General features: G+C 46.0%; 29 protein-coding genes and 5 pseudogenes. 23 read left to right on the forward strand and 11 right to left on the reverse strand.

What is annotated here, in order from left to right:
• Positions 1-155 precede the first annotated feature (155 nt).
• The 13 genes and pseudogenes from der (at position 156) to CGZ65_RS04995 (ending at position 9,858) form a co-directional block, all read left to right on the forward strand.
• Positions 156-1,624 (forward strand): annotated as a pseudogene (gene der, locus CGZ65_RS04930) (ribosome biogenesis GTPase Der).
• Between the two features lie 301 nt (positions 1,625-1,925).
• The gene (hfq, locus tag CGZ65_RS04935) at positions 1,926-2,216 is read left to right on the forward strand and encodes an RNA chaperone Hfq (protein WP_096295040.1); all 291 of its coding nucleotides are present in this window, start codon (positions 1,926-1,928) and stop codon (positions 2,214-2,216) included.
• Positions 2,217-2,244: 28 nt separating this feature from the next.
• Positions 2,245-2,871: a tRNA 5-(aminomethyl)-2-thiouridylate-methyltransferase MnmM gene (mnmM, locus tag CGZ65_RS04940; protein WP_157742711.1), complete on the forward strand. Its 627-nt coding sequence runs from the start codon at positions 2,245-2,247 to the stop codon at positions 2,869-2,871.
• A 49-nt stretch (positions 2,872-2,920) separates the two neighbouring features.
• Positions 2,921-3,292, forward strand: coding sequence for a SirB2 family protein (locus CGZ65_RS04945; RefSeq protein ID WP_096295042.1), 372 nt, complete (start codon positions 2,921-2,923; stop codon positions 3,290-3,292).
• Between the two features lie 13 nt (positions 3,293-3,305).
• Complete coding sequence (folK, locus tag CGZ65_RS04950; protein WP_096295043.1) at positions 3,306-3,806, forward strand: 2-amino-4-hydroxy-6-hydroxymethyldihydropteridine diphosphokinase; 501 nt, start codon at positions 3,306-3,308, stop codon at positions 3,804-3,806.
• A gap of 114 nt (positions 3,807-3,920) precedes the next feature.
• The gene (locus CGZ65_RS04955; protein ID WP_096295044.1) at positions 3,921-4,556 is read left to right on the forward strand and encodes a deoxynucleoside kinase; all 636 of its coding nucleotides are present in this window, start codon (positions 3,921-3,923) and stop codon (positions 4,554-4,556) included.
• 42 nt (positions 4,557-4,598) lie between these two features.
• The gene (locus CGZ65_RS04960) at positions 4,599-5,039 is read left to right on the forward strand and encodes a peroxiredoxin (protein ID WP_096296098.1); all 441 of its coding nucleotides are present in this window, start codon (positions 4,599-4,601) and stop codon (positions 5,037-5,039) included.
• A gap of 56 nt (positions 5,040-5,095) precedes the next feature.
• Positions 5,096-5,971, forward strand: coding sequence for a site-specific tyrosine recombinase XerD (gene xerD / locus CGZ65_RS04965; protein ID WP_096295045.1), 876 nt, complete (start codon positions 5,096-5,098; stop codon positions 5,969-5,971).
• Between the two features lie 54 nt (positions 5,972-6,025).
• A complete protein-coding gene (locus CGZ65_RS04970) occupies positions 6,026-6,454 on the forward strand; it encodes a TOBE domain-containing protein (RefSeq protein ID WP_096296099.1) in 429 nt (142 codons plus the stop codon).
• Positions 6,455-6,689: 235 nt separating this feature from the next.
• Positions 6,690-6,893 carry a (2Fe-2S)-binding protein gene (locus tag CGZ65_RS04980; RefSeq protein ID WP_096295047.1) on the forward strand — a complete coding sequence of 68 codons (204 nt, stop codon included), beginning with the start codon at positions 6,690-6,692 and terminating at the stop codon, positions 6,891-6,893.
• Between the two features lie 330 nt (positions 6,894-7,223).
• On the forward strand, positions 7,224-8,549 hold the full coding sequence (gene brnQ, locus CGZ65_RS04985) for a branched-chain amino acid transport system II carrier protein (protein ID WP_096296100.1): 1,326 nt from the start codon (positions 7,224-7,226) through the stop codon (positions 8,547-8,549).
• A gap of 131 nt (positions 8,550-8,680) precedes the next feature.
• Positions 8,681-9,526, forward strand: a complete 846-nt coding sequence (locus tag CGZ65_RS04990) for an AEC family transporter (protein WP_096295048.1) — start codon at positions 8,681-8,683, stop codon at positions 9,524-9,526.
• Between the two features lie 92 nt (positions 9,527-9,618).
• Positions 9,619-9,858, forward strand: coding sequence for a glutaredoxin family protein (locus tag CGZ65_RS04995; protein WP_096295049.1), 240 nt, complete (start codon positions 9,619-9,621; stop codon positions 9,856-9,858).
• A 633-nt stretch (positions 9,859-10,491) separates the two neighbouring features.
• On the opposite strand, the pseudogene CGZ65_RS05000 reads toward CGZ65_RS04995, so the two are convergent.
• A pseudogene (locus CGZ65_RS05000) lies at positions 10,492-12,164 on the reverse strand (AMP-binding protein).
• A gap of 633 nt (positions 12,165-12,797) precedes the next feature.
• On the opposite strand from CGZ65_RS05000, the gene CGZ65_RS05005 reads away from it, so the two are divergent.
• From CGZ65_RS05005 to ubiE, 3 genes are read left to right on the forward strand one after another with little or no spacing between them, the layout of a single operon-like run.
• The gene (locus CGZ65_RS05005; protein ID WP_096295050.1) at positions 12,798-13,037 is read left to right on the forward strand and encodes a cytochrome b6; all 240 of its coding nucleotides are present in this window, start codon (positions 12,798-12,800) and stop codon (positions 13,035-13,037) included.
• Entirely contained in the window at positions 13,034-13,462 is a 429-nt protein-coding gene (locus CGZ65_RS05010) for a gamma-butyrobetaine hydroxylase family protein (RefSeq protein WP_096295051.1), read from the forward strand. Before CGZ65_RS05005 ends, CGZ65_RS05010 begins: the two co-directional genes overlap by 4 nt.
• 36 nt (positions 13,463-13,498) lie before the next feature.
• Positions 13,499-14,236, forward strand: a complete 738-nt coding sequence (gene ubiE, locus CGZ65_RS05015) for a bifunctional demethylmenaquinone methyltransferase/2-methoxy-6-polyprenyl-1,4-benzoquinol methylase UbiE (RefSeq protein ID WP_096295052.1) — start codon at positions 13,499-13,501, stop codon at positions 14,234-14,236.
• Positions 14,237-14,312: 76 nt separating this feature from the next.
• On the opposite strand, the pseudogene ygfZ reads toward ubiE, so the two are convergent.
• Both ygfZ and CGZ65_RS05025 read right to left on the reverse strand, forming a co-directional pair.
• A pseudogene (ygfZ, locus tag CGZ65_RS05020) lies at positions 14,313-15,172 on the reverse strand (CAF17-like 4Fe-4S cluster assembly/insertion protein YgfZ).
• 158 nt (positions 15,173-15,330) lie between these two features.
• The gene (locus tag CGZ65_RS05025; RefSeq protein ID WP_096295053.1) at positions 15,331-15,687 is read right to left on the reverse strand and encodes a RidA family protein; all 357 of its coding nucleotides are present in this window, start codon (positions 15,685-15,687) and stop codon (positions 15,331-15,333) included.
• A 139-nt stretch (positions 15,688-15,826) separates the two neighbouring features.
• On the opposite strand from CGZ65_RS05025, the gene CGZ65_RS05030 reads away from it, so the two are divergent.
• From CGZ65_RS05030 to istB, 7 genes and pseudogenes are all read left to right on the forward strand, one after another.
• A complete protein-coding gene (locus CGZ65_RS05030; RefSeq protein ID WP_096295054.1) occupies positions 15,827-16,186 on the forward strand; it encodes a DUF4870 family protein in 360 nt (119 codons plus the stop codon).
• Between the two features lie 91 nt (positions 16,187-16,277).
• Positions 16,278-17,153, forward strand: coding sequence for a DMT family transporter (locus CGZ65_RS05035; RefSeq protein WP_096296101.1), 876 nt, complete (start codon positions 16,278-16,280; stop codon positions 17,151-17,153).
• 294 nt (positions 17,154-17,447) lie between these two features.
• Positions 17,448-17,810, forward strand: a complete 363-nt coding sequence (locus tag CGZ65_RS13190; protein WP_198345344.1) for a helix-turn-helix domain-containing protein — start codon at positions 17,448-17,450, stop codon at positions 17,808-17,810.
• A gap of 148 nt (positions 17,811-17,958) precedes the next feature.
• Positions 17,959-18,303 (forward strand): DDE-type integrase/transposase/recombinase, encoded by a 345-nt coding sequence (locus CGZ65_RS13195; RefSeq protein ID WP_198345345.1) that lies wholly within the window; start codon positions 17,959-17,961, stop codon positions 18,301-18,303.
• Between the two features lie 21 nt (positions 18,304-18,324).
• The gene (locus CGZ65_RS15095) at positions 18,325-18,717 is read left to right on the forward strand and encodes a Mu transposase domain-containing protein (protein ID WP_415906966.1); all 393 of its coding nucleotides are present in this window, start codon (positions 18,325-18,327) and stop codon (positions 18,715-18,717) included.
• Positions 18,642-18,824 (forward strand): hypothetical protein, encoded by a 183-nt coding sequence (locus CGZ65_RS13200; RefSeq protein ID WP_198345346.1) that lies wholly within the window; start codon positions 18,642-18,644, stop codon positions 18,822-18,824. Before CGZ65_RS15095 ends, CGZ65_RS13200 begins: the two co-directional genes overlap by 76 nt.
• A gap of 140 nt (positions 18,825-18,964) precedes the next feature.
• Positions 18,965-19,689, forward strand: a pseudogene (istB, locus tag CGZ65_RS05045) (IS21-like element helper ATPase IstB).
• Between the two features lie 56 nt (positions 19,690-19,745).
• On the opposite strand, the gene CGZ65_RS13205 reads toward istB, so the two are convergent.
• The 8 genes and pseudogenes from CGZ65_RS13205 to CGZ65_RS13905 all read right to left on the reverse strand — a co-directional run bounded on the left by CGZ65_RS13205 (position 19,746) and on the right by CGZ65_RS13905 (position 24,567).
• The gene (locus tag CGZ65_RS13205) at positions 19,746-19,880 is read right to left on the reverse strand and encodes an S-layer family protein (protein WP_123804260.1); all 135 of its coding nucleotides are present in this window, start codon (positions 19,878-19,880) and stop codon (positions 19,746-19,748) included.
• A 159-nt stretch (positions 19,881-20,039) separates the two neighbouring features.
• A complete protein-coding gene (locus CGZ65_RS05050; protein WP_096295055.1) occupies positions 20,040-20,324 on the reverse strand; it encodes a hypothetical protein in 285 nt (94 codons plus the stop codon).
• Positions 20,321-21,133: a VENN motif pre-toxin domain-containing protein gene (locus CGZ65_RS13210; protein WP_198345347.1), complete on the reverse strand. Its 813-nt coding sequence runs from the start codon at positions 21,131-21,133 to the stop codon at positions 20,321-20,323. Before CGZ65_RS13210 ends, CGZ65_RS05050 begins: the two co-directional genes overlap by 4 nt.
• Before the next feature lie 38 nt (positions 21,134-21,171).
• Positions 21,172-21,444, reverse strand: a complete 273-nt coding sequence (locus tag CGZ65_RS05060; RefSeq protein ID WP_096295057.1) for a hypothetical protein — start codon at positions 21,442-21,444, stop codon at positions 21,172-21,174.
• Between the two features lie 734 nt (positions 21,445-22,178).
• Positions 22,179-22,949 (reverse strand): VENN motif pre-toxin domain-containing protein, encoded by a 771-nt coding sequence (locus tag CGZ65_RS05065; RefSeq protein WP_096295058.1) that lies wholly within the window; start codon positions 22,947-22,949, stop codon positions 22,179-22,181.
• A gap of 674 nt (positions 22,950-23,623) precedes the next feature.
• A pseudogene (locus CGZ65_RS15335) lies at positions 23,624-23,887 on the reverse strand (hemagglutinin repeat-containing protein); the annotation flags it as partial.
• Positions 23,888-24,028: 141 nt separating this feature from the next.
• On the reverse strand, positions 24,029-24,340 hold the full coding sequence (locus CGZ65_RS13900; RefSeq protein WP_232507540.1) for an ankyrin repeat domain-containing protein: 312 nt from the start codon (positions 24,338-24,340) through the stop codon (positions 24,029-24,031).
• Positions 24,325-24,567 carry a hypothetical protein gene (locus tag CGZ65_RS13905; protein WP_232507541.1) on the reverse strand — a complete coding sequence of 81 codons (243 nt, stop codon included), beginning with the start codon at positions 24,565-24,567 and terminating at the stop codon, positions 24,325-24,327. Before CGZ65_RS13905 ends, CGZ65_RS13900 begins: the two co-directional genes overlap by 16 nt.
• Positions 24,568-24,594: the final 27 nt, after the last annotated feature.

The raw sequence follows: 24,594 nt of genomic DNA on the forward strand, positions 1-24,594 counted from the left end.
TTTAACAATCCTGCATGATGGTGCGAAGTTATTAGGCGCGGTTTATGCAGACTCAAGATACAAACAGCAGGCTTGTCGGAGATTGTCTCCGGCAAGCCGTTATGTGTTTTCAGACGGCCTGCAAATATAGGCCGTCTGAAAAAGGAAAGTAAAAAATGAAGCCAACAATTGCATTGGTGGGACGGCCAAATGTCGGCAAATCTACCTTATTCAACCGATTGACGCGTACCAAAGACGCGTTGGTACACGATTTGCCGGGTTTGACGCGCGACCGTCATTACGGTCACGGCAAAGTCGGTAGCAAACCTTATTTAGTCATTGACACCGGCGGTTTTGAGCCGGTGGTAGATAGTGGCATTTTGCACGAGATGGCGCGCCAAACCCTGCAAGCGGTTGACGAAGCAGATGCGGTGGTGTTTTTGGTTGATGCCCGCACAGGCTTAACACCGCAAGACAAAATTATTGCCGACCGCTTGCGTCAAAGCCCGCGTCCGGTTTATCTGGCCGTGAACAAAGGTGAGGGTGGCAATCAGGCGGTATTGTCCGCCGAGTTTTTCGAGTTGGCCTTGGGAGAGCCTTACGTAATTTCAGGTGCGCACGGCGATGGCGTGTATTACCTGATGGAAGAGATTTTGGCCGAATTCCCAGAGCCGGAAGAAGAGGAAGAAACCGCCAAGCATCCGGTTTTTGCCGTGATTGGCCGCCCGAATGTCGGCAAATCGACTTTGGTGAATGCTATTTTGGGCGAAGAGCGTGTGATTGCATTCGATATGGCCGGTACCACGCGTGACAGTATCCACATCGATTTTGAGCGAGAAGGGAAACCGTTTACCATCATCGATACTGCCGGCGTGCGCCGTCGCGGCAAAGTAGATGAAGCAGTAGAAAAGTTCTCGGTAATTAAAGCTATGCAGGCGATTGAAGCAGCCAACGTTGCAGTATTGGTATTGGATGCGCAGCAGGATATTGCCGACCAAGATGCTACGATTGCGGGTTTTGCTTTGGAAGCAGGCCGTGCGTTGGTGGTCGCGGTGAACAAATGGGATGGCCTCAGTGAAGAGCGTCGTGAGCAAGTGAAACGCGACATCAACCGCAAATTATATTTCTTGGATTTTGCCAAATTCCATTTTATTTCCGCTTTGAAAGAACGCGGCATTGACGGTTTGTTCGACAGCATTCAAGCAGCTTACAATGCGGCCATGATTAAAATGCCGACACCGAAAATCACTCGTGTGCTTCAGACGGCCATCGAGCGTCAGCAACCACCGCGTTCAGGTTTAACCCGTCCGAAAATGCGTTATGCCCACCAAGGGGTTTGAATCCGCCGGTGATTGTGGTGCACGGCAATTCGTTGCACGCGATTTCCGACAGCTACACGCGTTATCTGACGCAAACGTTCCGTAAGGCCTTTAATCTTCAAGGAACACCTTTGCGTATTCAATATAATGTATCGGAAAACCCTTACGAAGAAAAAGAAGACAAGCCGAAGAAAAAGCCATTACGCCGTGCAGCTTATAGCAACCGGATTGCTAAACGTGAAGAGCGTAAAGACGAAAAAGTATGCAATAGCGGGGGCAAAGCCAAGAAGCGCCAAGTCAGTGTTAAAAAACAGCACAGCAAATAAAGCCAAACCGGAAAACGATAGTAAAACTTCGTTTTCCGGTTTTTGATATGTGTGCGGCGGGGCGTCATGAAACATGCCGAATAAGAAATAAAATTGAAAAAGAAGAAGGAGATGAGTAAGTATCTAAACAAATCAGAGTCAAATAGCAGATAAATCAAATGGGATAGATGAATAAACCCTGTTAAAAAGTTTGCATATTCTTACCCAAAATTGTTGGTAAAAATATATATTCAACGCTACAATCACACCCATAAAGCTATCCACAGCTTTCCTTAAAATCATAATAACGGAGTTAAAGAATATGACAGCTAAAGGACAAATGTTACAAGATCCTTTTTTGAATGCGTTGCGTAAAGAGCACGTACCGGTTTCGATTTACTTGGTTAACGGCATTAAGCTGCAAGGCCAAGTCGAATCATTTGACCAATACGTTGTTCTGCTGCGTAATACTTCAGTGACCCAGATGGTTTACAAACATGCCATTTCAACCATCGTTCCGGCTCGTGCGGTAAGTTTGCAGCATGAAAACAAACCCGCTGCCCAAGCGGAAGCGGCAGCGCCGGTGCAAGTGGAAACACAGTCAGCAGAATAATGCAGGTCATTATTTTAATACCTTACCGATGCCGGTAAGGTATTTTTATTTTCAAACGGTCTGTAAGTCATACCAAGAGAATATCATGTCGATACAGAATATTCTTCCTTTCACGCATCAATTATTGACTCAGCATTTAAACGATGGCGACACGGCCTTAGACGGCACCGCCGGAAATGGCCACGATACGGTTTTTTTGGCCAAAGCCGTAGGTAATCGCGGCAAAGTTTGGGCGGTTGACGTGCAACGGCAAGCCATGGAGCAGACTAAAGCCAGATTAATGGCGGAAAATTTGTTGGGTCGCGCAGCTTTGGTTGAAGATAGTCATCAATATATCGAAAAGTATATCCGGCAGCGCTTGGATGCAGCAGTGTTCAATTTTGGTTGGTTGCCGGGCGGAGACAAAAACATCACCACATCAGCACACAGCAGCCTTGCGGCGCTCAATAGCACGTTATCGCTGCTAAATCCTAACGGTATTGTGGTAACAGTGTTATATCCCGGCCATGATTCGGGTCGTGTGGAAGCGGAGGCCGTCGAGGCATGGGCACAATCCCTGCCACAGCAAGAATTTGCCGTGTTGAAATACCATTTTATCAACCGCCAAAACCATCCCCCGTATGTTTTGGCGATACAAAAGTTACGTCAGAAATGAATGTTTAGGGTAGAATAGCGACATTCTCAAACCAACTATCATCACTATCATGCAATATTTAATTGTCAAACACAGTCACATGCTCTTTGTGGCGATTACGATTTTATTGTTTAATCTGCGTTTTTTCTTATTGTGGAAAAATCCGCAAAAGCCTTTACCCGGCATCTTGAAAGCCTTGCCACATTTAAACGACACCATGTTGTTGTTTACCGGTTTGTGGCTGATGAAGCTTACCCATTTCACACCGTTTAATGCACCTTGGTTGGCGGTAAAAATCTTTTTATTGCTGGTGTATATCGGTTTTGGCGTGGCGATGATGCGTTCCGCACCGCGCTCGAGCAAATTCTATGTAACCTATTTGAGTGCCATGGCGTGTGTGGCCACGATTGTATACATGGCTTTATCCAAACCTTATTTCTAAGGCCGTCTGAACAATGTCGAACCAAAAATCTGCCATTATTGCATTGGGCAGTAATCTACAAAATCCTGCCCGTCAAATTTGTGCTGCATTGGTGGCGATTGCCGCCCATCCGCAAATTGAGCTTGAACGAACTTCTTCATTCTACATCACCGAACCTGTCGGTTACGATGACCAACCGGATTTTGTGAATGCTGTGTGTGCGGTATCGACCGATTTGAGCGGTGTCGATTTACTGGCGGCGTTGAACCAAATCGAAGCGGATTTCGGCCGTGAACGCACATTCCGGAATGCGCCGCGCACCTTGGATTTAGACATCATCGACTATAATCATCAAAGCAGTGACAATCCACATTTAACTTTACCGCATCCACGAGCGCACGAGCGTAGTTTTGTGATGAAGCCATTGGCCGAAATTCTGCCGCATTTTGAATTGGGCCAATATGGTAATGCTGCCGATATCGCCGCGCAATTGGGCGATGACGGCATTCGGTTATTGAATGAAGAGGAACAATGAAATAGGCCGTCTGAAAAGACTCGATACTTTTTCAGACGGCATGTTTATACTGATACCATTGCAGGGTTTGATAAAATACGGCCTGACAATAAAAAGACAGATTAGGGAATCAACATGAATTATCGTTATATTGCGGTTGAAGGCGCCATCGGTAGCGGAAAATCAGAATTGAGCCGCCGCTTGGCTAGCCATTTCAATGCGCTGCATCTGACTGAAAATGCCGACCAAAATCCCTTTTTGGCGCAATTTTACGCCAATGCCAATAATCACGGTTTGGCGACCGAGCTGTTTTTCCTGATGCGCCGTGCTGAAAGTGTGGACGTGATTAACGCCGAAGAAGAAAAAGGCAGCGTGATTGTCGCCGATTTCCTGTTGGAAAAAGACCAGATTTTTGTGCCGGTGGTGTTGAACGATAAAGAGCAAACTCTGTTTTGGGAATTGAAACGCCGCGCCATGCCGCAATATCCTGTACCGGACTTGGTGATTTACCTGCAAACTGCCGCAGATACCAACCGCAAGCGCCTGCAAAAACGTGGCGATGGCGTGGTGAATCTGTTTCCGGCCGGCTATCTCAACCGCATTCATGAAGAATACAGCCGTTTTTTCCACCTTTATCAAAACGCCCCCTTACTGATTGTGAATGCCGATGAATTGGAAGTTAACGGTAATGACGAGCATTTCAACTTATTGCTGCGTGCCATGAGTGATTTGCAGGGTAGCCGCAATTATTTGAATTTGAGTGAAAAATAATCTAACACTACAGGCCGAAGGCCGTCTGAAATGGAATTTATCATGTCAACATACGAATTTACCCTTCCATCCAGCAGCGGCAAAGATTTCCACTCTGCCGAGCATCTCCCGCTGATTGTGTATTTTTACCCGAAAGACAGCACCCCCGGCTGCACCACCGAAGGCTTGGATTTCAATGCCCGCTTGGAGCAATTCAAAGCGTTGGGCTACACCGTAGTCGGGATTTCGCGTGACGGTGTGAAAGCGCACCAAAATTTCTGTGCCAAACAAGGCTTTCAATTTGAGCTCTTGAGCGACAAAGATGAAACCGTGTGCAAAATGTTTGATGTCATCAAGCTGAAAAAACTCTACGGCAAAGAATCTTTGGGGATCGAGCGCAGCACTTTTGTATTGGACGAAGCAGGCGGAATCACGCACGAATGGCGCAAGGTCAAAGTAGCCGGACATGCGCAGGAAGTATTGGAAACAGTTAGCAAGAAATAACCTCAAAAGTATCAGGCCGTCTGAAAACCAATTCAGACGGCCTCAGTCATAGAATCATCATGAATAACCTAATCGACAAGCTTTTGGAACACCTCTGGCTCAACCACCGTTTAAGCCCGAATACCCTGCAAAGCTACCATCGCGATTTGGAAAAAGTGGCGGCACGCTTGAACCATAAAAATCTCGACTGGTTGAATGTGAAGCGTGAAGAGTTGGCTGAGGCAGTATACGATGCGGCGGAGAAACCGAGCTCGCAAGCACGGGCATTGTCGGCGTGTAAAAGGTTGTATGCCTGGTTGGAAGAAACCGATCAGCGCCATGACAACCCCACCACTTTTTTAAAGACACCGAAGCAGGCGCAGAAATTACCGAAGCTGATTACAGAAAGCCAAATCGACCAGCTCTTGAAGGCGCCCGATACCGATACGCCGCACGGTTTGCGCGATAAAACTTTGCTGGAAGTAATGTACGCCACGGGTTTGCGCGTCACCGAAGCCGTGAAATTACAATTAAGCGATATTGATTTGAGCAAAGGTTGGATTCGCACCATTGGTAAGGGTAATAAGCAGCGCATCATCCCATTGGGGGAGGAGGCCGTGTATTGGATTGAACGCTATTTGCAGGAAGCGCGCCCGCTGCTGCTTAAAGAAAAAATGTGTGATGAATTATTTGTGAGTCAAAAGCGGGTCGGCATTTCACGCCAACTGGCGTGGTTGATTGTCAAAGAATATGCCGAAGTGGCGGGCATTACCGCTTTAAGCCCACACGGCTTGCGCCATGCTTTTGCCACGCATTTGGTGAATCACGGCGCAGATTTGCGGGTGGTGCAAACCTTGTTGGGGCATGCCGACATCAGTACCACACAGATTTACACCCATGTTGCCAACCAGCGATTAAAAAGCGTGGTCGAGCAACATCACCCGAGAAACTGATTTTCAGACGGCCTTTTATTTATGATGGGCCGTCTGAACATGAAGGAGAACATTATGAAAACCAGTGCACGCAACCAATTCGCCGGCATCGTCAAAAGTATTCAAACCAGCGGCATTCATGCTCAAGTGGTGCTGACCTTACCGAGTAATCATGAATTGGTTGCCACCATTACCAGCGAAAGTTGCGCGCAATTGGGTTTGAAAGAGGGCGACACAGCGATTGCTTTGATTAAATCCGCCAACATCATCATCGCCACCAATTTGGAACACGTCAAACTTTCCGCCCGCAACCAGCTTAAAGGCGTAATTAAACATGTCGAACGCGGTGCGGTCAATTCGATTGTGACCTTGGATTTGGGCAGCAATGTGCATATCCACGCAGGCGTTACTGTACAAAGTACGGAACAGCTTGACTTGCACCCGGGGCAATATGCGACGGCGGTGTTTAAAGCAGGCAGCGTGATTTTGGGTGTATTGGCTTAATCAATAGATAAAGAAAAGGCCGTCTGAAAGCAATATGATGTTTCAGAAGGATTTTTTTATAGCTAAATTATATAGTTATTTGTATTTTAGTAATTTTATCAAGATTTTATGTTTAGTAAAAAATATCAAACTATTTTGTGCAAATAAGCGATTGCAATGGGAAAGGTTTTTATTTATATTTACGTTTAAGAATAAAACTAAATCTCATTATTGAGATGGAATCAGGAGCACTCACATGTTTGTATGCATTTGTAACGCCATCACTGACCGCGACATTAAAGAATCAGTTGCCGCAGGTGCCGTGACCATGAGCGATTTGCAAGACCAATTGGGCGTAGCCACTTGTTGCGGGTCTTGCAGCGATTTGGCCGCGTCGTTTCTGAATACCGGTACCTCTGCCCAAACCACGGTAACGGCAGGAATTAACATTCAAGCTTAAGTTTGCCTAAATTGAGAGAATACTCAAGGCCGTCTGAAACTTCAGACGGCCTTTGCATTATGTCAGACATATGCCAAACGGGGTAGTTTAAGTTTACATGCTGCTCGGGAAATATCTGAAAATCATTAAAAATGAGTTGCTGATTTTTGAAAATTTGACTATTCTTGACACCTGCTTTACATTTTTATAGCACAACCGTCGGCATGTTACGCGGTTGGGTTGAGTTTGGGCGTAGAAAAGTAAAGCTTGAGTTGATCATGTCTTTGGCGGTTTCAAACCTATATAGTGCATGATGTTTAATTGTACAGATAAGAAAAACAGGTGTTATACATGAATTCTTCAGGAAATCAAAAGGCATCGCTATGGGTTGTCGGCCTGATGCTGTTTGCTTTGTTTTTTGGTGCCGGTAATTTGATTTTCCCTGCTTTTTTGGGACAACAGGCCGGTGAAAATTGGTTTTCGGCCATGCTCGGATTTTTGCTGACTGGTGCCGGTTTGCCGTTATTGGGTGTGATTGCGATTGGCTATTCCAACTCACGCGACGTGCAGGTATTGGCCTCGCGTGTGACGCCATTATACGGTATTTTGTTTGCTTCGGCGCTGTATTTGGCGATTGGTCCTTTGTTTGCCACACCGCGCACGGCAACAGTATCGTTTGAAATCGGTGTGGTGCCTTATATCAGCGAAGAAAACAAAACGCTGGGCTTGGCATTGTTCAGCTTGTTCTTTTTCGGTGTGGCTTATTGGCTATCGCTGTCACCGGGCAAACTGGTTGGCCGTATCGGTAAAATTTTGACCCCTGTGTTGTTGGTGACGATTGCCATTTTGATGGGCTATGCCGCGATGAACCCGATGGGCGCGTTGACTGCGCCGCAAGGTGATTTTGCCATTCGTCCGTTTGCCAAAGGTATTTTGGAAGGCTACGGCACCATGGATGCGTTGGCATCATTGGTATTCGCCATCATCGTGATTGACGCAGTACGTGCCGTGGGCGTAGATAACCGCGCAGAATTGTTGCGCACCACCACCATCGCAGGTATGGTCGCTGCCACTTGCTTGGCAGTGGTTTACCTGATGATTGGCTACATGGGCGCCACCAGCGTGGCCGGTTTGGGCATACAGGAAAATGGTGCGGTAGTATTGTCGAAAACAGCGCAATATTACTTTGGCAACGGCGGTAACATTTTGCTGAGCGTGATTGTATTCTTGGCATGTTTGAGTACCGCAATCGGCTTGATCGTGGCCAATGCAGAATTCTTCAACCGCTTGTGCCCGGGTATTTCTTACAAAACGTTTGTAACCATTTTCACTTTGGCATCGATGCTCTTTGCCAATAAAGGTTTGGTCGGTATCATCAGCTTCTCGATTCCGGTGTTGATGCTGCTTTACCCGTTGACCGTAGTGATTATTTTGCTGGCGTTCTTGCATAATCTGTTCGGCGGTGGCCGCATTGTGTACATCTGCACCATTTTCTTCACCTTGATTGTCGGTGTGTTAGATGCCTACAAAGCCGCATTCGGTTTCAGCGATGAAACAGCTGCTGCGATTAACAACGCGTTACCGCTGTACGACATCGGCTTGGGCTGGGTAATGCCTGCGGTGGTCGGTTTTATTTTGGGCTGTATCTTGAACGCAGTGTTTAAAAAGAAAGCTTAATCTGTTTGCTAAATAAGCCGAATAATGGCCGTCTGAAAAAAGATAAACGAAATCTTTTTCAGACGGCCTTCTGTTTTACAATAGCGATTCGCTTGTTTAACAGCATTTGATTTAGCATACTTGGATTGATTATGTCCGCCATTTTTACCATTATCGCACCGGTTTTTTTGATGATTGCCATCGGTTATGGCGTGATGCGGCAACAGATTTTCAGTCGTGAGCAGCTCGACGGCCTGGGTAAATTCGTTATCAAAATCGGTATGCCGATGATGGTGTTTAATGCTATTGCCACGCGGCCGATTGCCGATGTGTTCAAGCCTGAATATTTTTATGGCTATACGCTGGCTTCGGGTTTGCTGTTTTTTATCAGTTGGTATGCCACTAAAAAACGCGGCCTAGATCCGAAATTGGCCGCGTTAAACGGTTTGGCGGTAGGAATGTCGAATTCCGGTTTTGTCGGTTATCCATTGCTACTGATGGCGATTGGTCCGGCGGCGGGTGTGTATTTTGCCATGAACGTGCTGACGGAAAATCTGCTGCTTCTGCCGCTGATGTTTATTTTTCTGGATTTGGCCAAGGGCGGGCAGACCAATTATTGGGCATTGTTTACCCGAATTGGTAAAGGCTTGCTGACCAATCCGATTATCATCGCCATGCCCATCGGCTTGATTTTTGCTTTCGGTTGGCTGCCATTGCCGTCCTTCATGGACAAGCTTTCCGCTATGCTGGCAACGGCAACGTCACCGTTGGCCTTATTTATGATTGGCGGTAACCTTTACGGCATGAGTATCCGTGGCAATGTGAAAGACATGGCGTGGGTGACGTTCGGTAAATTGGTTTTGTGCCCACTGGTAGTGTTTGCCTGTTTGTGGCTGATGGGGGCGGATAAGGATATGCTGTTTGCCGGTGCACCGATGGCCAGCCTGTATGCGCTGTTTGGTGGTATTCATGGCTTTGCCAAGGAAACATTGGGGTGATGTTGATGGCGACTTTGTTGTCGATTATCCCGATTTCGCTGGTGTTGATGTGGCAGCATTGAATATCATCGTAAAACGAAGGAAACGATATAATGAGATTGACTTTGATGTTTCGTGAGTATTGCAGCCTGTGTCACAAAATGCGTGATCAATTGCAGCCGTTTCAACAGCAATTTGGTTTTGAATTGGATGTGGTTGATGTCGATGAAGATCCGATTTTAGAAGAACAATACAACGAATTGGTGCCGGTGTTACTGCATGGTGATCAGGAAATTTGCCATTGGTTTTTAGAAGAAGACAAATTGGCTGCCTATCTTCAAGCACAATCTTAATGAGACGATGCCGTCTGAAATTTCAGACGGCATGATAGAAATGGTAAAGGTGCAACCCACACTATGGATGCACCTTGATTTTAATTAACGACTTTGCGCTTGTGCAGGAGTCGTCGGTTTGTTACCAAAAGAGGCGCGTTTGGCAGCCTGGAAAATGGACTGACGTCGACGATGTTGCATAAAAATACTTCCTTTCACTTTGTTGCTTTGTGCAGATTATGTTTTTTTATCAAATCTGCGATATTTATTGTGAGATGTTATGTTGGCATAATAGGCGTTTTTCACAGAATTGAATACAGCGATTATGTAAAGTTGCTGTGTTTTTCTGTTAGTCTGTATCATAGCGTAAGATGATGACAAAATTTTGACGTGGTATAAATAGGCCGAGACCTTTGCAAAGCTCCCTAAAAAACCACAGCACAAAGAACAGCCGTCATTAGCTTCGCAAGTCCGCTGCGCGGGGGAAGCGCAGCGGACTTGCGAAGCTAATGACGGCTGTTTAGTTTTTTATTGGTGGTTCATGAGGTTTTGCAAAGTTCTCAGGCTGTTTGAAAAAGTTTTTGAACTTGCAAGTATGGGGGACAGTTCATTTTCAGGCGGCCTGACGGATATGGAGCCAATCCAATTTAACGCTTATTTTTTCAATGCTTCATCACGCAATTCGCGGCGCAGAATTTTGCCGACATTGGATTTCGGCAATTCGTCACGGAATTCGATGTCTTTCGGTATTTTATAAGCAGTCAGCTCAGTGCGGCAAAAATTGATCAATTCTTCTTTGGTGAGCGAATCATCTTTTTTTACGACAAATACTTTTAAGGCTTCGCCGGTTTTTTCATTCGGCACACCGATACAGGCGACTTCTAAAACCTTATCGTGGTGGGCGACTACTTCTTCGATTTCGTTTGGATAAACATTGAAGCCGGAAACTACGATGAGGTCTTTTTTACGGTCAACCAGTTTGAACCAGCCTTTTTCATCCATCACGGCAATGTCGCCGGTTTCGATAAAGCCTTTGCTGTCGATGGCCTTGGCAGTATCTTCGGGACGGTTCCAATAGCCTTTCATCACTTGCGGGCCGCGTACCCACATTTCACCCGGTTGGCCTTGCGGCACAAGTTTGCCGTCGCCATCGCGCAACTCGACTTCAGTAGAAGGAACAGGTAAGCCTATGCCCCGCTGTATGCTTCGATATTCAACGGGTTGCAACATACCCCCGGGCTGCATTCGGTCAGGCCGTATGCTTCGACAATCGGTGTGCCGGTGATTTTTTTCCATTTCTCCGCCACGGCGCGTTGTGTGGCCATTCCGCCGCCTAAAGTCAGCTTCAGGTTGGAAAAGTCGATTTCGGCAAATTCCGGACGGTTTACCAAACCGTTGAACAGAGTATTCACACCAATAAACACGCTGATGCGGTCTTTTTTCATGTCGCTGATAAAGCTCTTCATATCGCGGGGGTTGGTAATCAAAATAATTTTGGAACCGGCATTCGAGAAAATCATCAGGTTCACCGTGAGCGCAAAAATATGGTAAAGCGGTAGTGCCGCGATGACCACTTCTTCGCCTTCGCGCAGCAGATTTTTAATCCATTCCGAAGCCTGCATCATATTAGCGCAAATATTGCCATGGCTGAGCATAGCGCCTTTGGCCACGCCGGTGGTGCCGCCGGTGTATTGCAACAGGGCGGTATCATCGCGGTTTAAATCAACAGGGTGGAAGGTGTGTGCTGCACCTTGTTTTAAGGCCGTCTGAAAAGTGGTTGTATTGGCAATGAGGTATTCGGGTACGATTTTTTTTACTTTGCGCAAAACAAAGTTTATCAAACTGCCTTTAATGGCACCAAACATCTCACCGACAGAGGCGATAATCACGTTTTTGATGTCGGTGCGTGGCAATACCAATTCCAGGGTATTGGCAAAATTTTCCAACACAATAATGGTGGTTGCACCACTGTCTTTCAGCTGGTGTTCGAGTTCACGCGGGGTGTAGAGAGGGTTGGTGTTCACCACGACCAAACCGGCTTGCAAAATGCCGAACAGCGCCACCGGATATTGCAGCAGGTTGGGCATCATGATGGCCACGCGTCCGCCGCGTTGCAGCTTTAAAACATTTTGCAGATAGGAGGCAAATTCGGTGGCGAGCTTGGCGGTTTCGTTGTAGCTGAGCGATTTGCCCATGTTTTGAAATGCCGGTTTCTCGCCAAACTTGGCCACACTTTTTTGGAATACATCAATAATAGATTGGTAACGGGTGATGTCGATTTCATGCGCCACACCGGTTTCATAACTTTGCAACCAAGGTTTTTCCATGGGTAATCAGTCTCTTGTGGTAATAATAAAATGGAAGAAAACCATTGATATGGTTTAGACGAATCGATTATAGCAGCCTAAGCGGATTGAATACAGAAAGGCCGTCTGAAATATTCAGATGGCCTGAGATAACAACTATCCGTGCTGTGTTCTCAACCTGTTGTGTAAACAACGCAATTGTTTTTCACATATAGAATTTGCTGTAGCGTTCGGTTTGTTTTTTGAGCTTTTGTCCGATGTCTTTTTTTAAATTAAGCCAAACGTGTCATACCTCTTTGGCTCGTTTGAAACGGTTGTCGGTATTGTTGTGTGGTGAGGGCAGTTACGTGCTGCTTTAAGGATACTTAAATGGTTATTCTGCTGGCTTGGTATAGCCGGGCGGGTGAAGTAACGGTGATTTTATCCTGCGCGTAAGTGCCAAACGGCTTGATGTCGGTGCGGTGTCGGGTATTGTTGCGGGTGTTTATTGCAGTCTTGTCTTTCGGGCGCTGTAAACAACGCCGGCTTCTCTTACATTCATGCCGTCTGAAACAGTTTCAGACGGCCTAAGTAATTGTTGGAAAGCCATTTGAGGATTATCGAAATTTAACCGGAAAGCTGCTAAAATACCGTTTTCATCCCATCGGCTATCATATGACCAATCCGAAAATTCAAGCCAATACGCGCTATGCATTTGTGTGTATTGCGTTGATGATGCTGACTTTTTTGGTGTTTGTCTTGTTAATGGTTGCACCTTTGGGTTTGAGCATGAATCATCAAATTATTGCCATGCGCATTTCTTTGTATGCGCTGGTGCTGTTTGCTGTTTTGGGCGGTATTTTTTCCATCAGAGTGGCCATGCTGCGCAAAAACAGTACGAAAGTGATCAAATGAGCGAACCCCTAATCCCCGAAGAAATCCGTCTGCAAAACGGCCGCGCAGCCTTGACTTTGATTTACAATGGAGAGCACAAAAGCTTGCCGGCCGAGTATTTGCGCGCGTATTCGCCCAGCGCCGAAGTACGCGGCCATGCGCTCGGACAGGAAGTTTTGCAGACCGGCAAAGCCGATGTCACCATTATGGGCTTAGAGCCGGTCGGGCAGTATGCGCTGAAAATCACTTTTTCAGACGGCCACGACAGCGGCTTGTACGATTGGCCGTATTTACACAAATTGGCCTGCCAATATGACGAAATGTGGGCCGATTATTTGCGCCGCATTGAGTTGGCCGGTGCTTCACGCATTCGGACGGCTGAAGATTCGGCGGCGCCGGCTAAAACCGGTCATTCGTGCGGCGGCAGTTGCGGCTGCAGCCATTAAGATAGACACAACTATTCCATTTAAAGAAAGCAGATTATGAGCGACCACAAAACCCACTTTGGTTTTTCAACCGTCGATGAAGATGAAAAAGCCGGCAAGGTTGCCGAAGTGTTCCACTCGGTAGCGAAAAACTACGACATCATGAATGACGTGATGTCGGGCGGTTTGCACCGTGTGTGGAAGCATTTCACCATCAGCACTGCGCGCCTGAAAAAAGGCGATAAAGTGTTGGACATCGCCGGCGGTACAGGCGATTTGTCGCGCGGCTGGGCAAAGCGAGTGGGCAAAGAAGGTGAAGTATGGCTGACTGACATCAATTCATCGATGCTCACCGTTGGTCGCGACCGCCTGCTCAACGAAGGCTTGATTTTGCCGGTGTCGCTGGCCGATGCGGAAAAATTGCCGTTTCCGGATAACTATTTCAATCTGGTTTCGGTCGCTTTCGGTTTGCGCAACATGACGCACAAAGATGCGGCATTAAAAGAAATGTATCGGGTATTGAAACCGGGCGGCACACTATTGGTATTGGAATTTTCCAAGGTTTACAAGCCGTTATCAGGCGCATATGATCTGTATTCGTTCAAATTACTGCCGGTGATGGGCAAATTGATTGCCAAAGATGCCGACAGCTACCAATACTTGGCCGAATCCATCCGCATGCATCCCGATCAAGAAACGCTGAAGCAGATGATGCTCGAAGCCGGTTTCGACAGCGTGGATTACCACAACATGAGTGCGGGCATTGTGGCTTTGCATAAAGGTGTGAAATTTTAATTCTGAATGGTTGTGAACCAATCAATAAAGGCCGTCTGAAATTTCAGACGGCCTTTATTGATTTATTTATCTTCGCTTATTTTTTCGGCTCAACTGTAAAGAATAATTGTTCTACCGTTAAAGCATTGCCATCAGCATCGGTTAATGCGGCCTCGGCAGCAGAAAATTTAATCACGGCTAAATTCAAGCTGCCATCATCGGTGAGGGTAGTATTGATGATTTGACCGGCTTCTTCTTCACCAACCTTCACCGCAATACCTGCTGCTTCCAATGAGCTGCCGCGCAATACGGCCAAACCGCGTTTTACTTGGCCGCGATATTGGGCGCGGGCGATGATTTCTTGGCCCGGATAGCACCCTTTGCGAAAGTGAACGCCACCGATAATGTGTTGGTTGAGCATTTGCGCCACGGCGGTTTCTTTGGTGGCGAGGGAAATCCAAGCGTAACCGCTGCAAATTTCGTGCAGGTTCCAAGCATTTTCTGCGGCTGCGTCGTACGGCGGTAATTGTTCTGACAAGCCGACTTTGAAACGGCCTGTGTGCGGCAGGTTGATGCACCAAACATTATTTTGATTTTCTGCGGCAAACGCCAAGTTCGGTTCAACGGCGGTTGTGGCTTTGGCATCGTCAGCCAATTCGCCGGCCACAGCAAAATCAGCCAGCGGTTCAAACACTACTTTGGCACGAAGCACATACATACGCAATTTTTGAGGATGGGTTCAACCAAATCCTGTGCCATCACCAGCAGCAAATCGTCGCCGCGGTTGAGCACAACCATATTGGCGAGCACGCGGCCTTTGGCTGTGTTGTAGGTGGCGTAACAGGCTTGGCCGGTGGGGAGGTTTAGAATGTCGTTTGATAATTGATTGTGTAGAAAATCAGCGCGGTCGTCACCGCTGACACGGACTACGCCGAAGAAAGGCAGACAAGTTTGCATGGTGGGGATTCCTTGGTAACAGTCACAAATAAGGTTCGCAATGGCAATGATATGGGGGCGTTATCACTAAAATAAAGACGGCAAAATAAAGATCGCCTGTCTTAGGCCGTCTGAATATCTAAAATATACAATGTCATTTTCAGATGGCCTTGAATCATTCATTTTATTTGAACAGCTGATACCTTGATTTCGACTTTCCATTCCGGTTTGGCCAGTTTGGCTTCTATACAGGCGCGGGCAGGAGAATGCTGCGGGTCGACCCATTCATCCCAAGCTTCGTTCATCACGGCGTAATCGGCCATGTCATTCAGATAAATGGTGGCTTCGACAATATGTTTCTTGTTTGAACCACATTGTTGCAGCCATGAATCAATTTGTGCCAACACGTCGGCAGTCTGTATTTTCGCATCGGCTTGTTCCGTGTTTTCAGGAACCATGCCGGATAGGAACACGAAGCCGTTGGCAACGGTGGCTTCGGATAGGCGCGCGTGTTGGCCGAAATATTCAACGCTCATGTCGGAACTCCTGATTTTAAAAATGATATATGGTATAGTAAACCATGTTTCACCGAAAGCAAGCGCAAGACTGGCACTTTTTTAAAATTTGAACCACTATAATATCAACACCTGCATAATTCAAATTTCAGGGACAAAGATGAACGACATTATTCCTCCCCAAACACCGGTTAACGATAACCGCCGAACTTATATGATGGTGATTTACGGCCTGTATGCGTTGACTGTTTTCACCGCATTTTCATGTATTATCGGTGTGATTCTGGCCTATGTGAAACATGACGACATGTGCGGCACGATTTACGAGCATCACATCAGCTACCTGATTAAAACATTTTGGGTCAGCGTTATCGGTTATTTTATCGGCGCGGTCACGATGTTTATCGGTATCGGTTTGGTGCTCTTGTTTATCGTGAGCTTGTGGTTTATTTACCGCGTAGTTGCCGGTTTTGTTAAACTGTACGACGGTAAACCGGTCTCGCCTGACGGCTGGCTGTAAATCTAATTTCACCCGCTTATTTTTCAGACGGCCTTTATGCGATTAAAGGCCGTCTGAAGTTTGTTTTAGCCCTTTGAATGAGAAAGAAAATATGCATTATCTTGTTGCCAGTATTTTGTGCAGCGTGTTGGTGTCGGTGTTGCTGAAGGTCGCGCGCAAACAGAAAATTAAAATCGAGCAAGCGGTGGCGGTGAATTATATTGTGGCGATTACGCTGACGATGGTGGTACTGAAACCGGATTTGAGCAATCCGGTAGGCTTTTTGCCGACATGGTGGTTGTTTGCCGCGCTAGGCGTGCTGTTGCCGAGTGTGTTTGTGATTATGGGCAAGGCGGTGGAAAGCGTTGGCATTGTGAAATCCGATGCAGCGCAGCGGTTGTCGCTGTTTTTGCCGATTGTCGCTTCGTTTGCCATTTTCGGCGAACAACTAACCGAGGGCCGTCTGATTGGTATTGCGTTGGCGTTCGTGGCGTTGTTTTGTCTGCTGTGGAAAGCCGACGGCAGCAAAAAATCAGGCGGCATTACCACGCAAATCGCTTTGCTGATGGGCGTTTGGGCGGGTTATGGCGTGATTGATGTTTTATTCAAACAAGTTGCCAAAAGCGGCACGGCCTTTGCCGGCAATTTATTGGTGGCATTTTGCTTGGCGGCGATTGTGATGTTTTCTTATCTGTTTTCCAAAGGAACGAAATGGACCAAAGAAGGCATCATCGGCGGCGTGTTGCTCGGCGGCTTGAACTTCTTAAATATTGTCACCTACATCAGTGCGCACCAAGCCATAAGCGATAACCCGACGCTGGTTTTTGCCGGCATGAACATGGGTGTGATTGTGTTGGGTACATTGGTCGGCGCGTGGATATTCAAAGAGAAAATCAGCAGTATCAACGCGGCCGGCATCAGCGTTGCATTGGTGGCCATTGGGTGTTTGTTTTATTGGGAACAGATTCGCCGCTTTGTCGGTATGTAGATTGAGAAATGAATTGGAATTGCTTTTAGTCATCAGAGGCCGTCTGAAACATTCAGACGGTCTCTGACTTTATGTTAGGAATTTGTTTGTTTATGTTTATTCATGTATGATTGTCAACATTAATGTTGACGATAGCCGGTGCTTTCGCCCGGTTTTTTTGCGTTTGTCGCATTTGTTCTGTTAACAGGCATGTAAAACTGCACTAGGAAATCAGGGAATGGGCATCTAAAAGTGCACCACCCTGATTGTTGATAAACTCTCCGTTTTTGCGGAGTTTTCCTAGAAATGATTAATATGGAAACTATTACCAAAGCACGCCGCCTATTTAATCAAGGTATGTCCATCAGACAAATCGCCAAACAGCTCAACATTAACCGTAGAACCGTTAATAAATATATCCATGCCCAAACGCTTCAACCGACCAAATACCGACGAAGCAAACAACACTATCCCGCATTAGATGAATTCATCAGTATTCTGCAACAATATTTAACGCAACAACCGACCTTACCATCCCGGCAAAGAATGTCTGCTCAGCACTTTGAATACCTTCAATCACTAGGATTTACCGGTTCATACAGTGCAGTACGCCGTTTTGTAGCTAATTTCTACAAAAAGCAGATACCTAATGTCACAACAGATGCTTTCATCCATTAAGCTTTGAACCGGGTGAGGCTTATCAATTCGACCGGAGTACAGAAACCGTTAGACCGGCAGGTAAAATCTGCAAAGTTTAACCGGCACAATTCAGGCTCTGTCATAACAGAGCCTTCTTTTATGTTGTTATCCTAATCAAACTGCCGAAATGTTTATTGATGCGCACAACCGTGCATTTGCATTCTTCGGAGGTATTCCTCAACGAGGTATTTATGACAACCTCAAGACCGCTGTCAGCAAAGTACTCAAAGGTAAAGAGCGGATATTGACCGACAGTTTTTACTGTATGTGCGGCCATTTTTGTATTGAACCAACTGCCTGTACACCCGCAGCCGGCCGGGAGAAAAGTCAAGTAGAACGTCAAGTCAGTATTTATCGCAAGCGTTTCTTCCGGCCAATGTTATCTTTCTCCGATCCGGAAGAACTTAATCGTTATCTGCCCGAAAGATGCAACAGTGATATGGCAAAACGCAAACATCCTCATTTCAAATAGCAGACGGTTGCAGAAATCTTCTTGCAAGAGCAAGAGAGCTGTCTAAAAGAGCGTATCCGTCCACCTTATGCCTACTGCCGTATCGTACAAACTGCTGTGAACAGTTATTGTTTAGTGAACTTTGAAGGTAACCGTTATAGTGCACCTTGTCATTTAGTGAGACGGCAGATCAGCCTTCATATTTATTTGGATAAGGTACAAATAGTAGATGGGCAAGAAGTCGTTGCCGAGTATGTAAGACTATCGGGAAAAGGTCAGACTGCTTATCAGCCACAGCATTATTTGCCACTGCTTAAACGTAAGCCGGGCGCATTGAGAAATGGAGAACCATTCAAACAATGGATATTGCCGCCTGCCATAAAAGAACTGCAAAAGCACTTGATGAAACAAAATCGGGAGATAAAGCTATGGTAGAGATATTGTCACTCATTGCCGGACATGGAGAAGAAGTCGGTACAGCGGCTGCAGAGTTGGCTATGGAATGCGGTATGCCTACGGTAGCAGCAGTGCAGAACAATTAACCGGTTGAATGAACCGGTTATATCAAAATTCAACCTGCCTGATATTCCACTGAATATACCCGTTCAGACTGATCTGAACCGCTACAACAGTGTCTTGAAACACTATGGTCTAGAACATAGTAAGAATTAAGGATATGATGATGCAGAGAAATGAATATATTGCTGCATTAGAGCAATTAAAACTGAATGCTGTGGCAGAGCATTGGGATGAAATCGTTACCGACGGTATCCGTCGCAAACGCAGTACGGCAGATATTTTGGAGAGATTGATACAGACGGAGTTAACTCAAAGACATATTCGCAGTATTGAGTACAGGATAAAAGCAGCAAAATTTGCTCGACATAAGACTTTAGCGGACTTTGTCTTTGAACAATCAATGGCAGATGAAAGCCATATCCGCTTACTGATGCAGAACGATTATATCCGAAACAAACGCAACATTATTTTTATCGGAGGACCGGGGACTGGTAAAAATCATTTGGCCACAGCGACGGGCATTCATGCAGCTTCTGAAGGATTTAGGGTAAGGTACTTTAATGTATTGGATTTGGTTAACCATTTGGAGAAAGACCGAGATAGTTTGGAAGACAAAATGATAGGACAGTTGAGCCGATATGACCTTCTGATATTGGACGAGTTGGGCTATCTGCCATTTAGTCAAAAAGGCGGTGCATTGTTATTCAATCTGATTAGTCATTTACATGAAAAAGTCAGTTTGATGCTGACAACTAATTTGGTATTTGCCAAATGGGGACTTTATTTGGCGATGAAACAATGACACAGGCTCTTATAGATAGGTTACTGCATCGTTGTGAACTGATTGAAACGGGTAATGAGTCATTTAGATTTAAAAATCGTTGTTGATATTGATTTAAAAGTGGTGCACTTTTAGGTGCTCATTGTGGTGCACTTTTACGTGACTATTGACACATCAGGGCTTTGAACTGGGATTCGTCGTTACTGTAGCTGTCGAGGCGGCGGTAACCGGTTAAGCGCACGATTTGCTCGTTCACCAGTTTTTGCTCGTAATAGCCGTCGCCCAGGCGTTTCATCAAAACAGGATTATTTATTGGGATAGGCCGTCTGAAAAAAGATGATAGATTTTTTCAGACGGCCTTGTGGGACGCACAACACGTGCGTGCCTGATGGCACACACGCTACGCCCGAATAGGATATTGATGCTGGCTACGGCTTGCTACAGCTTACTATACTTGTCATATTTTTATGAAAATACTAACAATCAGAAAAATTAAAACAATCATAGCTGAAATAAAATTAACTCTTAATAATTTCAAATTTTTTTTATTTGAAATAGATTTTCTACCAAATAAAATTTTTAAAATTTTAAAATTCAAAGAACTGGAATAGACAAAAAAATCTATTAAATTAGAAATTTCTTTTTCCTCTTTGAATATCCTATATGAAACAAACAGATTTAAAATAGCCAAAACAATATAGATTACAAATAGAAAACCAAAAAAATAAGGAGATGAAATCATTTGTGGTCATCCTTTGATTCTGGCAAGTTAACAGTCCATTGATAGCCAACATTTGCACCTGCAAAAGCTCCTGCTCCTGTACCAACTTTACCGGTTACTATTAATGGCTGATTTCTCTCAAGATTTGCTCCAGCACATACTCCAACTACAACTGCGCCACCGCCGGAGCTACATACTTCTGAGAAGAAACCGTCTAGTCTAGATTTATTAGAAGCGGACACTCCTACAAATCCTTCTACTCCATATTCTGCAGTACCTGCAGCAGTTATTGTTACACTTTTATCTTGATTAATGGTAATACTAACATTAGCACCAAATCCCAAAGCAGCCGTTATTTCAGCAGTAATTGCAGCATTTGCTTTATACGCCTTTAACAACTCAAATAGTTTACTTTTCTCGGCAGCAGAACTATTTGCGTTAACAACAAATTGTTGAGCTTGTCGGTGCGCTATTTGTTGCAAACCACTTTGAGCATTTTGCGAAATTCCTAAATCTTGCATAGAGAAATTATTCTCTACCGCATTCCGTGCCCGCAGGCCGTCTGAAAACGCTTCCGCGCCGCCGCCCGAAGCCAGCCCCACCCCTGTGCCTGCCAGTTGCGCGATATTGCCTAAAACGGTTTTCTGCTCCGCACTCAGTTTCTCCGTGTCGCGGGTGCCGTACAGCCATTCCGACACATACGGTATCACCGCTTCCACCCCGCCCGAGCTTATCGCGGCGGTCAGGGCGTTGCCGTCCGATGCTTTCGCAGCGGCGGCGGCCAAAATACCGTGCGCCAACACGCGGGCGGTTTCTTTGTCGCCGCCCAATCTGCCGTTTTCGTCTACCAAGCCTTTGAAATACTGCCCTATGCATAAGCTCCGGCGGGGTTGAGTGCGGCGGCGCTTATGCCCAAACCGCTCTCGGTCGGTGCCGCCAATGCACCCGCCACGCTGCTGATACCCACGTTCAGGTATTGCAGCTTTTGCACTTTATCGTGGTAATCGGCTTCGCTGATTTTTCCGGCTTCTTTTTGTGCTTTCAGTCGGTCTATCTGTTGGTTGACCTCTGTTTTGGCCTCCTGCACGTTGCGGCCGAAATCCTGACTCACGTTTCTTTGCAAAGCAATCTCGCGCTGCACTTCGTCTTTATCAAACGCATTGTTCAGACGGCCTGAATCTGCTTCGGCGGTTTCGTTGCGGGTGTCGGTGTATACCGCTTTTGCCTGTGTGCTGTCGGTGTCGCTGCCGATGACGATGTTGCGCGTTCCGATGCCGCTGCGGGTGAGAAAATACCGTCTGAAAAAATCTTATTAGTTTTCAGACGACATCAGATTCAAATCCTTAGAACGCGTGCGTGCTAAAGGCACACACCCTATCTGTGAATTTTAGAGTTTATGCAAGCTACAGCTTGCTTAAGCACCAAAAAATATTTTTAAAACCATAGCTATAATTATTAAAATAATAGCAGGAGACCACGCCTTCAAATATTCTAAAAAATATTAGCTCTTAACTCTGAATTCACTTCTAAATAGCGGATTTCATTTAGAGAAACGTACCATTCTCCTTCATCTCCAATTACTCTTGAGTTTTCAATTCTGTTAGAAATATTGATTAATAATTTTAGAAAATTATCAGTTGGATTTTTTGTCCATAAAACTGAATCTTCATAGCCTAATATATTTTTAGGAAATTGATCATTATAAAAAAATTCAAAATCCCCATCTTCTTTATTTGTGCTTTAAATCCAAACTCATCGGTGAGAAGCTTGAAGACAGCATCAAAATTATCTAAAAGAGCAGGTTGTTTTTTAATAATATGTTTATCAGATATCATAACTAAATAACTCATTTTTTCTTATTTCCTTCATGATTATTTAATGTATTAACTCCAGATATAGTTCCTCCAATAGATGGCATCCTTCTATCAAATACCCCCTACCTGGTTTATAAATAATGGGAACTCCCTGCCCATGGGTTTGATTATATTTTCTAATATGTGCTTCCCACTGCTTGGGAGTAGTCAAATCAGCCCATACTCCCGTTCCTTTCCAGCTTAAATCGGGTTGAAGACCTGTAGATTTATTCGCACCCTTAAAATAAGAACTGGCAGAATTTGATAATTTTTTTGCTTTTCCTTTCTTCTCACCTAGAAGTTCACCTGTCTCACGGTGAATTTTTGTACCTGTTGTACTTGCTTTTGATGTTATGTTTTTACTATTTTTAGCTGCTTGATTAGCAGCTTTTGTAGCTTTCGCAACATCTTGTCCAATTGCAATAGATTGCTTAATCGAGTTTCCAGCACGTTTTGCTTTAATTGCCGCGGAAGCACCTGCTGGAAGAAACGGAACTGCTGTCGCTGCACCATCATAGATTAAGCCTACTGTATCTAAGGCTGCTGAACCATAATTACCCTGAGAAACATTATAAGTTAAAGACGCTGCTCCAATACCTAGATTAACAACATCCCATGCAGTCTCTAAAGCATTATTCTCCACCGCCGTCTGCGCAGCCGTTCCCGCTGCCACAACATCCGCTGCGGAATTGCCGGTTACACCAACCGCTATCCGCCCAAACTTAAAATATTCGACACAGCCTGTTTCTGCTCCGTCGTCAGTTTGCTGCCGTCTTTCTCGCCATATAGCCATTGGCTCACATACGGCGCGGCGGCTTCCGCTCCGCCCGCGCTTAGGGCGGCAGTCAGGGCGTTGTTGTCGCCCGCTGCGGCGGTGGCCGCGGCAATCACACCGTGGGCAACCACGCGTGCGCTTTCTTGGGCGGCGGTTAACCGGCCGTCTGAATTTTCGGCAGCCAATCCTTTAAAGTATTGGCCGATTTGGTAGGCGGCAGGGCTGGCTGTCGCTGCGGCGATACCCAATGCGCTGTCGGTCGGTGCGCTCAAACCTGTGGCCACGGCAGCTAGGGCTACGCCGCCTTTTTGCCAGTTGTCGGCCTTTTGATGGTGTTCATTGGCGGTTTGTACGGCTTCGCGGTAGGCGTTCAAATCGCCGTTTTGTAATGCTTGGGCAGCGTTGTCTTCCGCTGCGTTGGCGAGTGCTTTGTAGCCTTCGGCTTTGCGGTTGATTTCCGTTCTGGCTTCCTGCACATTGCGGCTGAAGTCCTGGCTCACATTCCGCTGCAAATCAATCTCATTCTGAACCCGTTCTTTATCAAACACATTTTTCAGACGGCCTGAATCCGCTTCGGCGGTTTCGCTGCGGGTGGCGGTATAGGCCGCTTTGGCCTGTGTGCCGTCGGTGTCGTTTGCAATCACGATGTTGCGCGTGCCGATGCCGCTCTTGGTAACGCCGCTTTGGCTGTCGCCGTCGTCACCGGCAAAGATGCCGCTTTGTTCGCTGATACTGCGGTGGTCGGCGTTGGTTTTGCTTTGGTTGTAGTCGGCAGTCGCGGATGCGCCGTAACCGACGGTTACCGAGCCGCTGAGGTTTTGCTGTTTGCTGCGGTAGACGGCGCTATCCTGTATGCTTTCGATGTTGAGGTTTCGGGTGCTGAGGGCAACGCCTTTGCCTTTTACCTGCGCGCCTTTGAGGGTGGTGCCGCCGCTGCTTTGGATCACGGTGCGGCCGGCTTCGACGGCGAGGAGGGTGTCGGCTTCAACGGTGCCGCCGTCGATGTTCACGTCTTGGCCGCGTAAGCGTACTTTACCGCCTTGAACCACACCGCTGTTTTGGATATCGGTGGCGGATAAGTTAAGCATATTGTTTCATCAATTTATAAATATCAATTTCCCATTGAGATGAAATGGCACTAGGCTTCCAACTTTCCAAAATAGTTTCATTATCATTAATAATATTATGGACATTACCTCCGTTTTTAGCATTAATTCCAATACATCCAACCTGTCTTTGGTATACCCAACCATAGATAAAGGGCGCAAGTTGTCAATATTGGGTATATTCGGATCTGCTCCTGCTTCCAGAAGGGCAATGGCCGCATCGGCGTTTTGCACCCGAAGCGCATAGTGCAGCGGTGTCATGCCGTAGCAGTCTTGGGCATTGACTGCTACGCCTTTGTCCAAGTAAAAGCGGATGGTTGATAAGGGGCATGCTTCTCCAAGATTAACTTTGTGCAAATAACTCCACCCTTCGAGAGGGTGGTTGCTAATGGATTAAACCGGCCTGTTTCCGCTAGTTCTTGTAAGAAGGCTATATCTCCTTGATCGCCGGCGAAGGTTACTAACATTCCTACATCATTTTTATATTTTTCTTTCATTTCTTCGTAAAATTCAATATCTTGATTTTTCATATTATTTCCTTGTTTTTAAAAATTTTT

Source organism: Neisseria weixii (genome assembly GCF_002327085.1).
GTDB lineage: Bacteria > Pseudomonadota > Gammaproteobacteria > Burkholderiales > Neisseriaceae > Neisseria > Neisseria weixii.

Excerpts from the sequence above, each read along its gene's own strand:
- hfq (WP_096295040.1), top strand. The coding sequence starts at position 1,926 with ATGACAGCTAAAGGACAAATGTTACAAGATCCTTTTTTGAATGCGTTG.
- mnmM (WP_157742711.1), top strand. The coding sequence starts at position 2,245 with ATGCCGGTAAGGTATTTTTATTTTCAAACGGTCTGTAAGTCATACCAA.
- CGZ65_RS04945 (WP_096295042.1), top strand. The coding sequence starts at position 2,921 with ATGCAATATTTAATTGTCAAACACAGTCACATGCTCTTTGTGGCGATT.
- folK (WP_096295043.1), top strand. The coding sequence starts at position 3,306 with ATGTCGAACCAAAAATCTGCCATTATTGCATTGGGCAGTAATCTACAA.
- CGZ65_RS04955 (WP_096295044.1), top strand. The coding sequence starts at position 3,921 with ATGAATTATCGTTATATTGCGGTTGAAGGCGCCATCGGTAGCGGAAAA.
- CGZ65_RS04960 (WP_096296098.1), top strand. The coding sequence starts at position 4,599 with ATGTCAACATACGAATTTACCCTTCCATCCAGCAGCGGCAAAGATTTC.
- CGZ65_RS04970 (WP_096296099.1), top strand. The coding sequence starts at position 6,026 with ATGAAAACCAGTGCACGCAACCAATTCGCCGGCATCGTCAAAAGTATT.
- CGZ65_RS04980 (WP_096295047.1), top strand. The coding sequence starts at position 6,690 with ATGTTTGTATGCATTTGTAACGCCATCACTGACCGCGACATTAAAGAA.
- brnQ (WP_096296100.1), top strand. The coding sequence starts at position 7,224 with ATGAATTCTTCAGGAAATCAAAAGGCATCGCTATGGGTTGTCGGCCTG.
- CGZ65_RS04990 (WP_096295048.1), top strand. The coding sequence starts at position 8,681 with ATGTCCGCCATTTTTACCATTATCGCACCGGTTTTTTTGATGATTGCC.
- CGZ65_RS04995 (WP_096295049.1), top strand. The coding sequence starts at position 9,619 with ATGAGATTGACTTTGATGTTTCGTGAGTATTGCAGCCTGTGTCACAAA.
- CGZ65_RS05005 (WP_096295050.1), top strand. The coding sequence starts at position 12,798 with ATGACCAATCCGAAAATTCAAGCCAATACGCGCTATGCATTTGTGTGT.
- CGZ65_RS05010 (WP_096295051.1), top strand. The coding sequence starts at position 13,034 with ATGAGCGAACCCCTAATCCCCGAAGAAATCCGTCTGCAAAACGGCCGC.
- ubiE (WP_096295052.1), top strand. The coding sequence starts at position 13,499 with ATGAGCGACCACAAAACCCACTTTGGTTTTTCAACCGTCGATGAAGAT.
- CGZ65_RS05025 (WP_096295053.1), bottom strand. The coding sequence starts at position 15,687 with ATGAGCGTTGAATATTTCGGCCAACACGCGCGCCTATCCGAAGCCACC.
- CGZ65_RS05030 (WP_096295054.1), top strand. The coding sequence starts at position 15,827 with ATGAACGACATTATTCCTCCCCAAACACCGGTTAACGATAACCGCCGA.
- CGZ65_RS05035 (WP_096296101.1), top strand. The coding sequence starts at position 16,278 with ATGCATTATCTTGTTGCCAGTATTTTGTGCAGCGTGTTGGTGTCGGTG.
- CGZ65_RS13190 (WP_198345344.1), top strand. The coding sequence starts at position 17,448 with ATGGAAACTATTACCAAAGCACGCCGCCTATTTAATCAAGGTATGTCC.
- CGZ65_RS13195 (WP_198345345.1), top strand. The coding sequence starts at position 17,959 with ATGTTTATTGATGCGCACAACCGTGCATTTGCATTCTTCGGAGGTATT.
- CGZ65_RS13200 (WP_198345346.1), top strand. The coding sequence starts at position 18,642 with ATGGATATTGCCGCCTGCCATAAAAGAACTGCAAAAGCACTTGATGAA.
- CGZ65_RS05050 (WP_096295055.1), bottom strand. The coding sequence starts at position 20,324 with ATGATTTCATCTCCTTATTTTTTTGGTTTTCTATTTGTAATCTATATT.
- CGZ65_RS05065 (WP_096295058.1), bottom strand. The coding sequence starts at position 22,949 with ATGGCTATATGGCGAGAAAGACGGCAGCAAACTGACGACGGAGCAGAA.
- CGZ65_RS13905 (WP_232507541.1), bottom strand. The coding sequence starts at position 24,567 with ATGAAAAATCAAGATATTGAATTTTACGAAGAAATGAAAGAAAAATAT.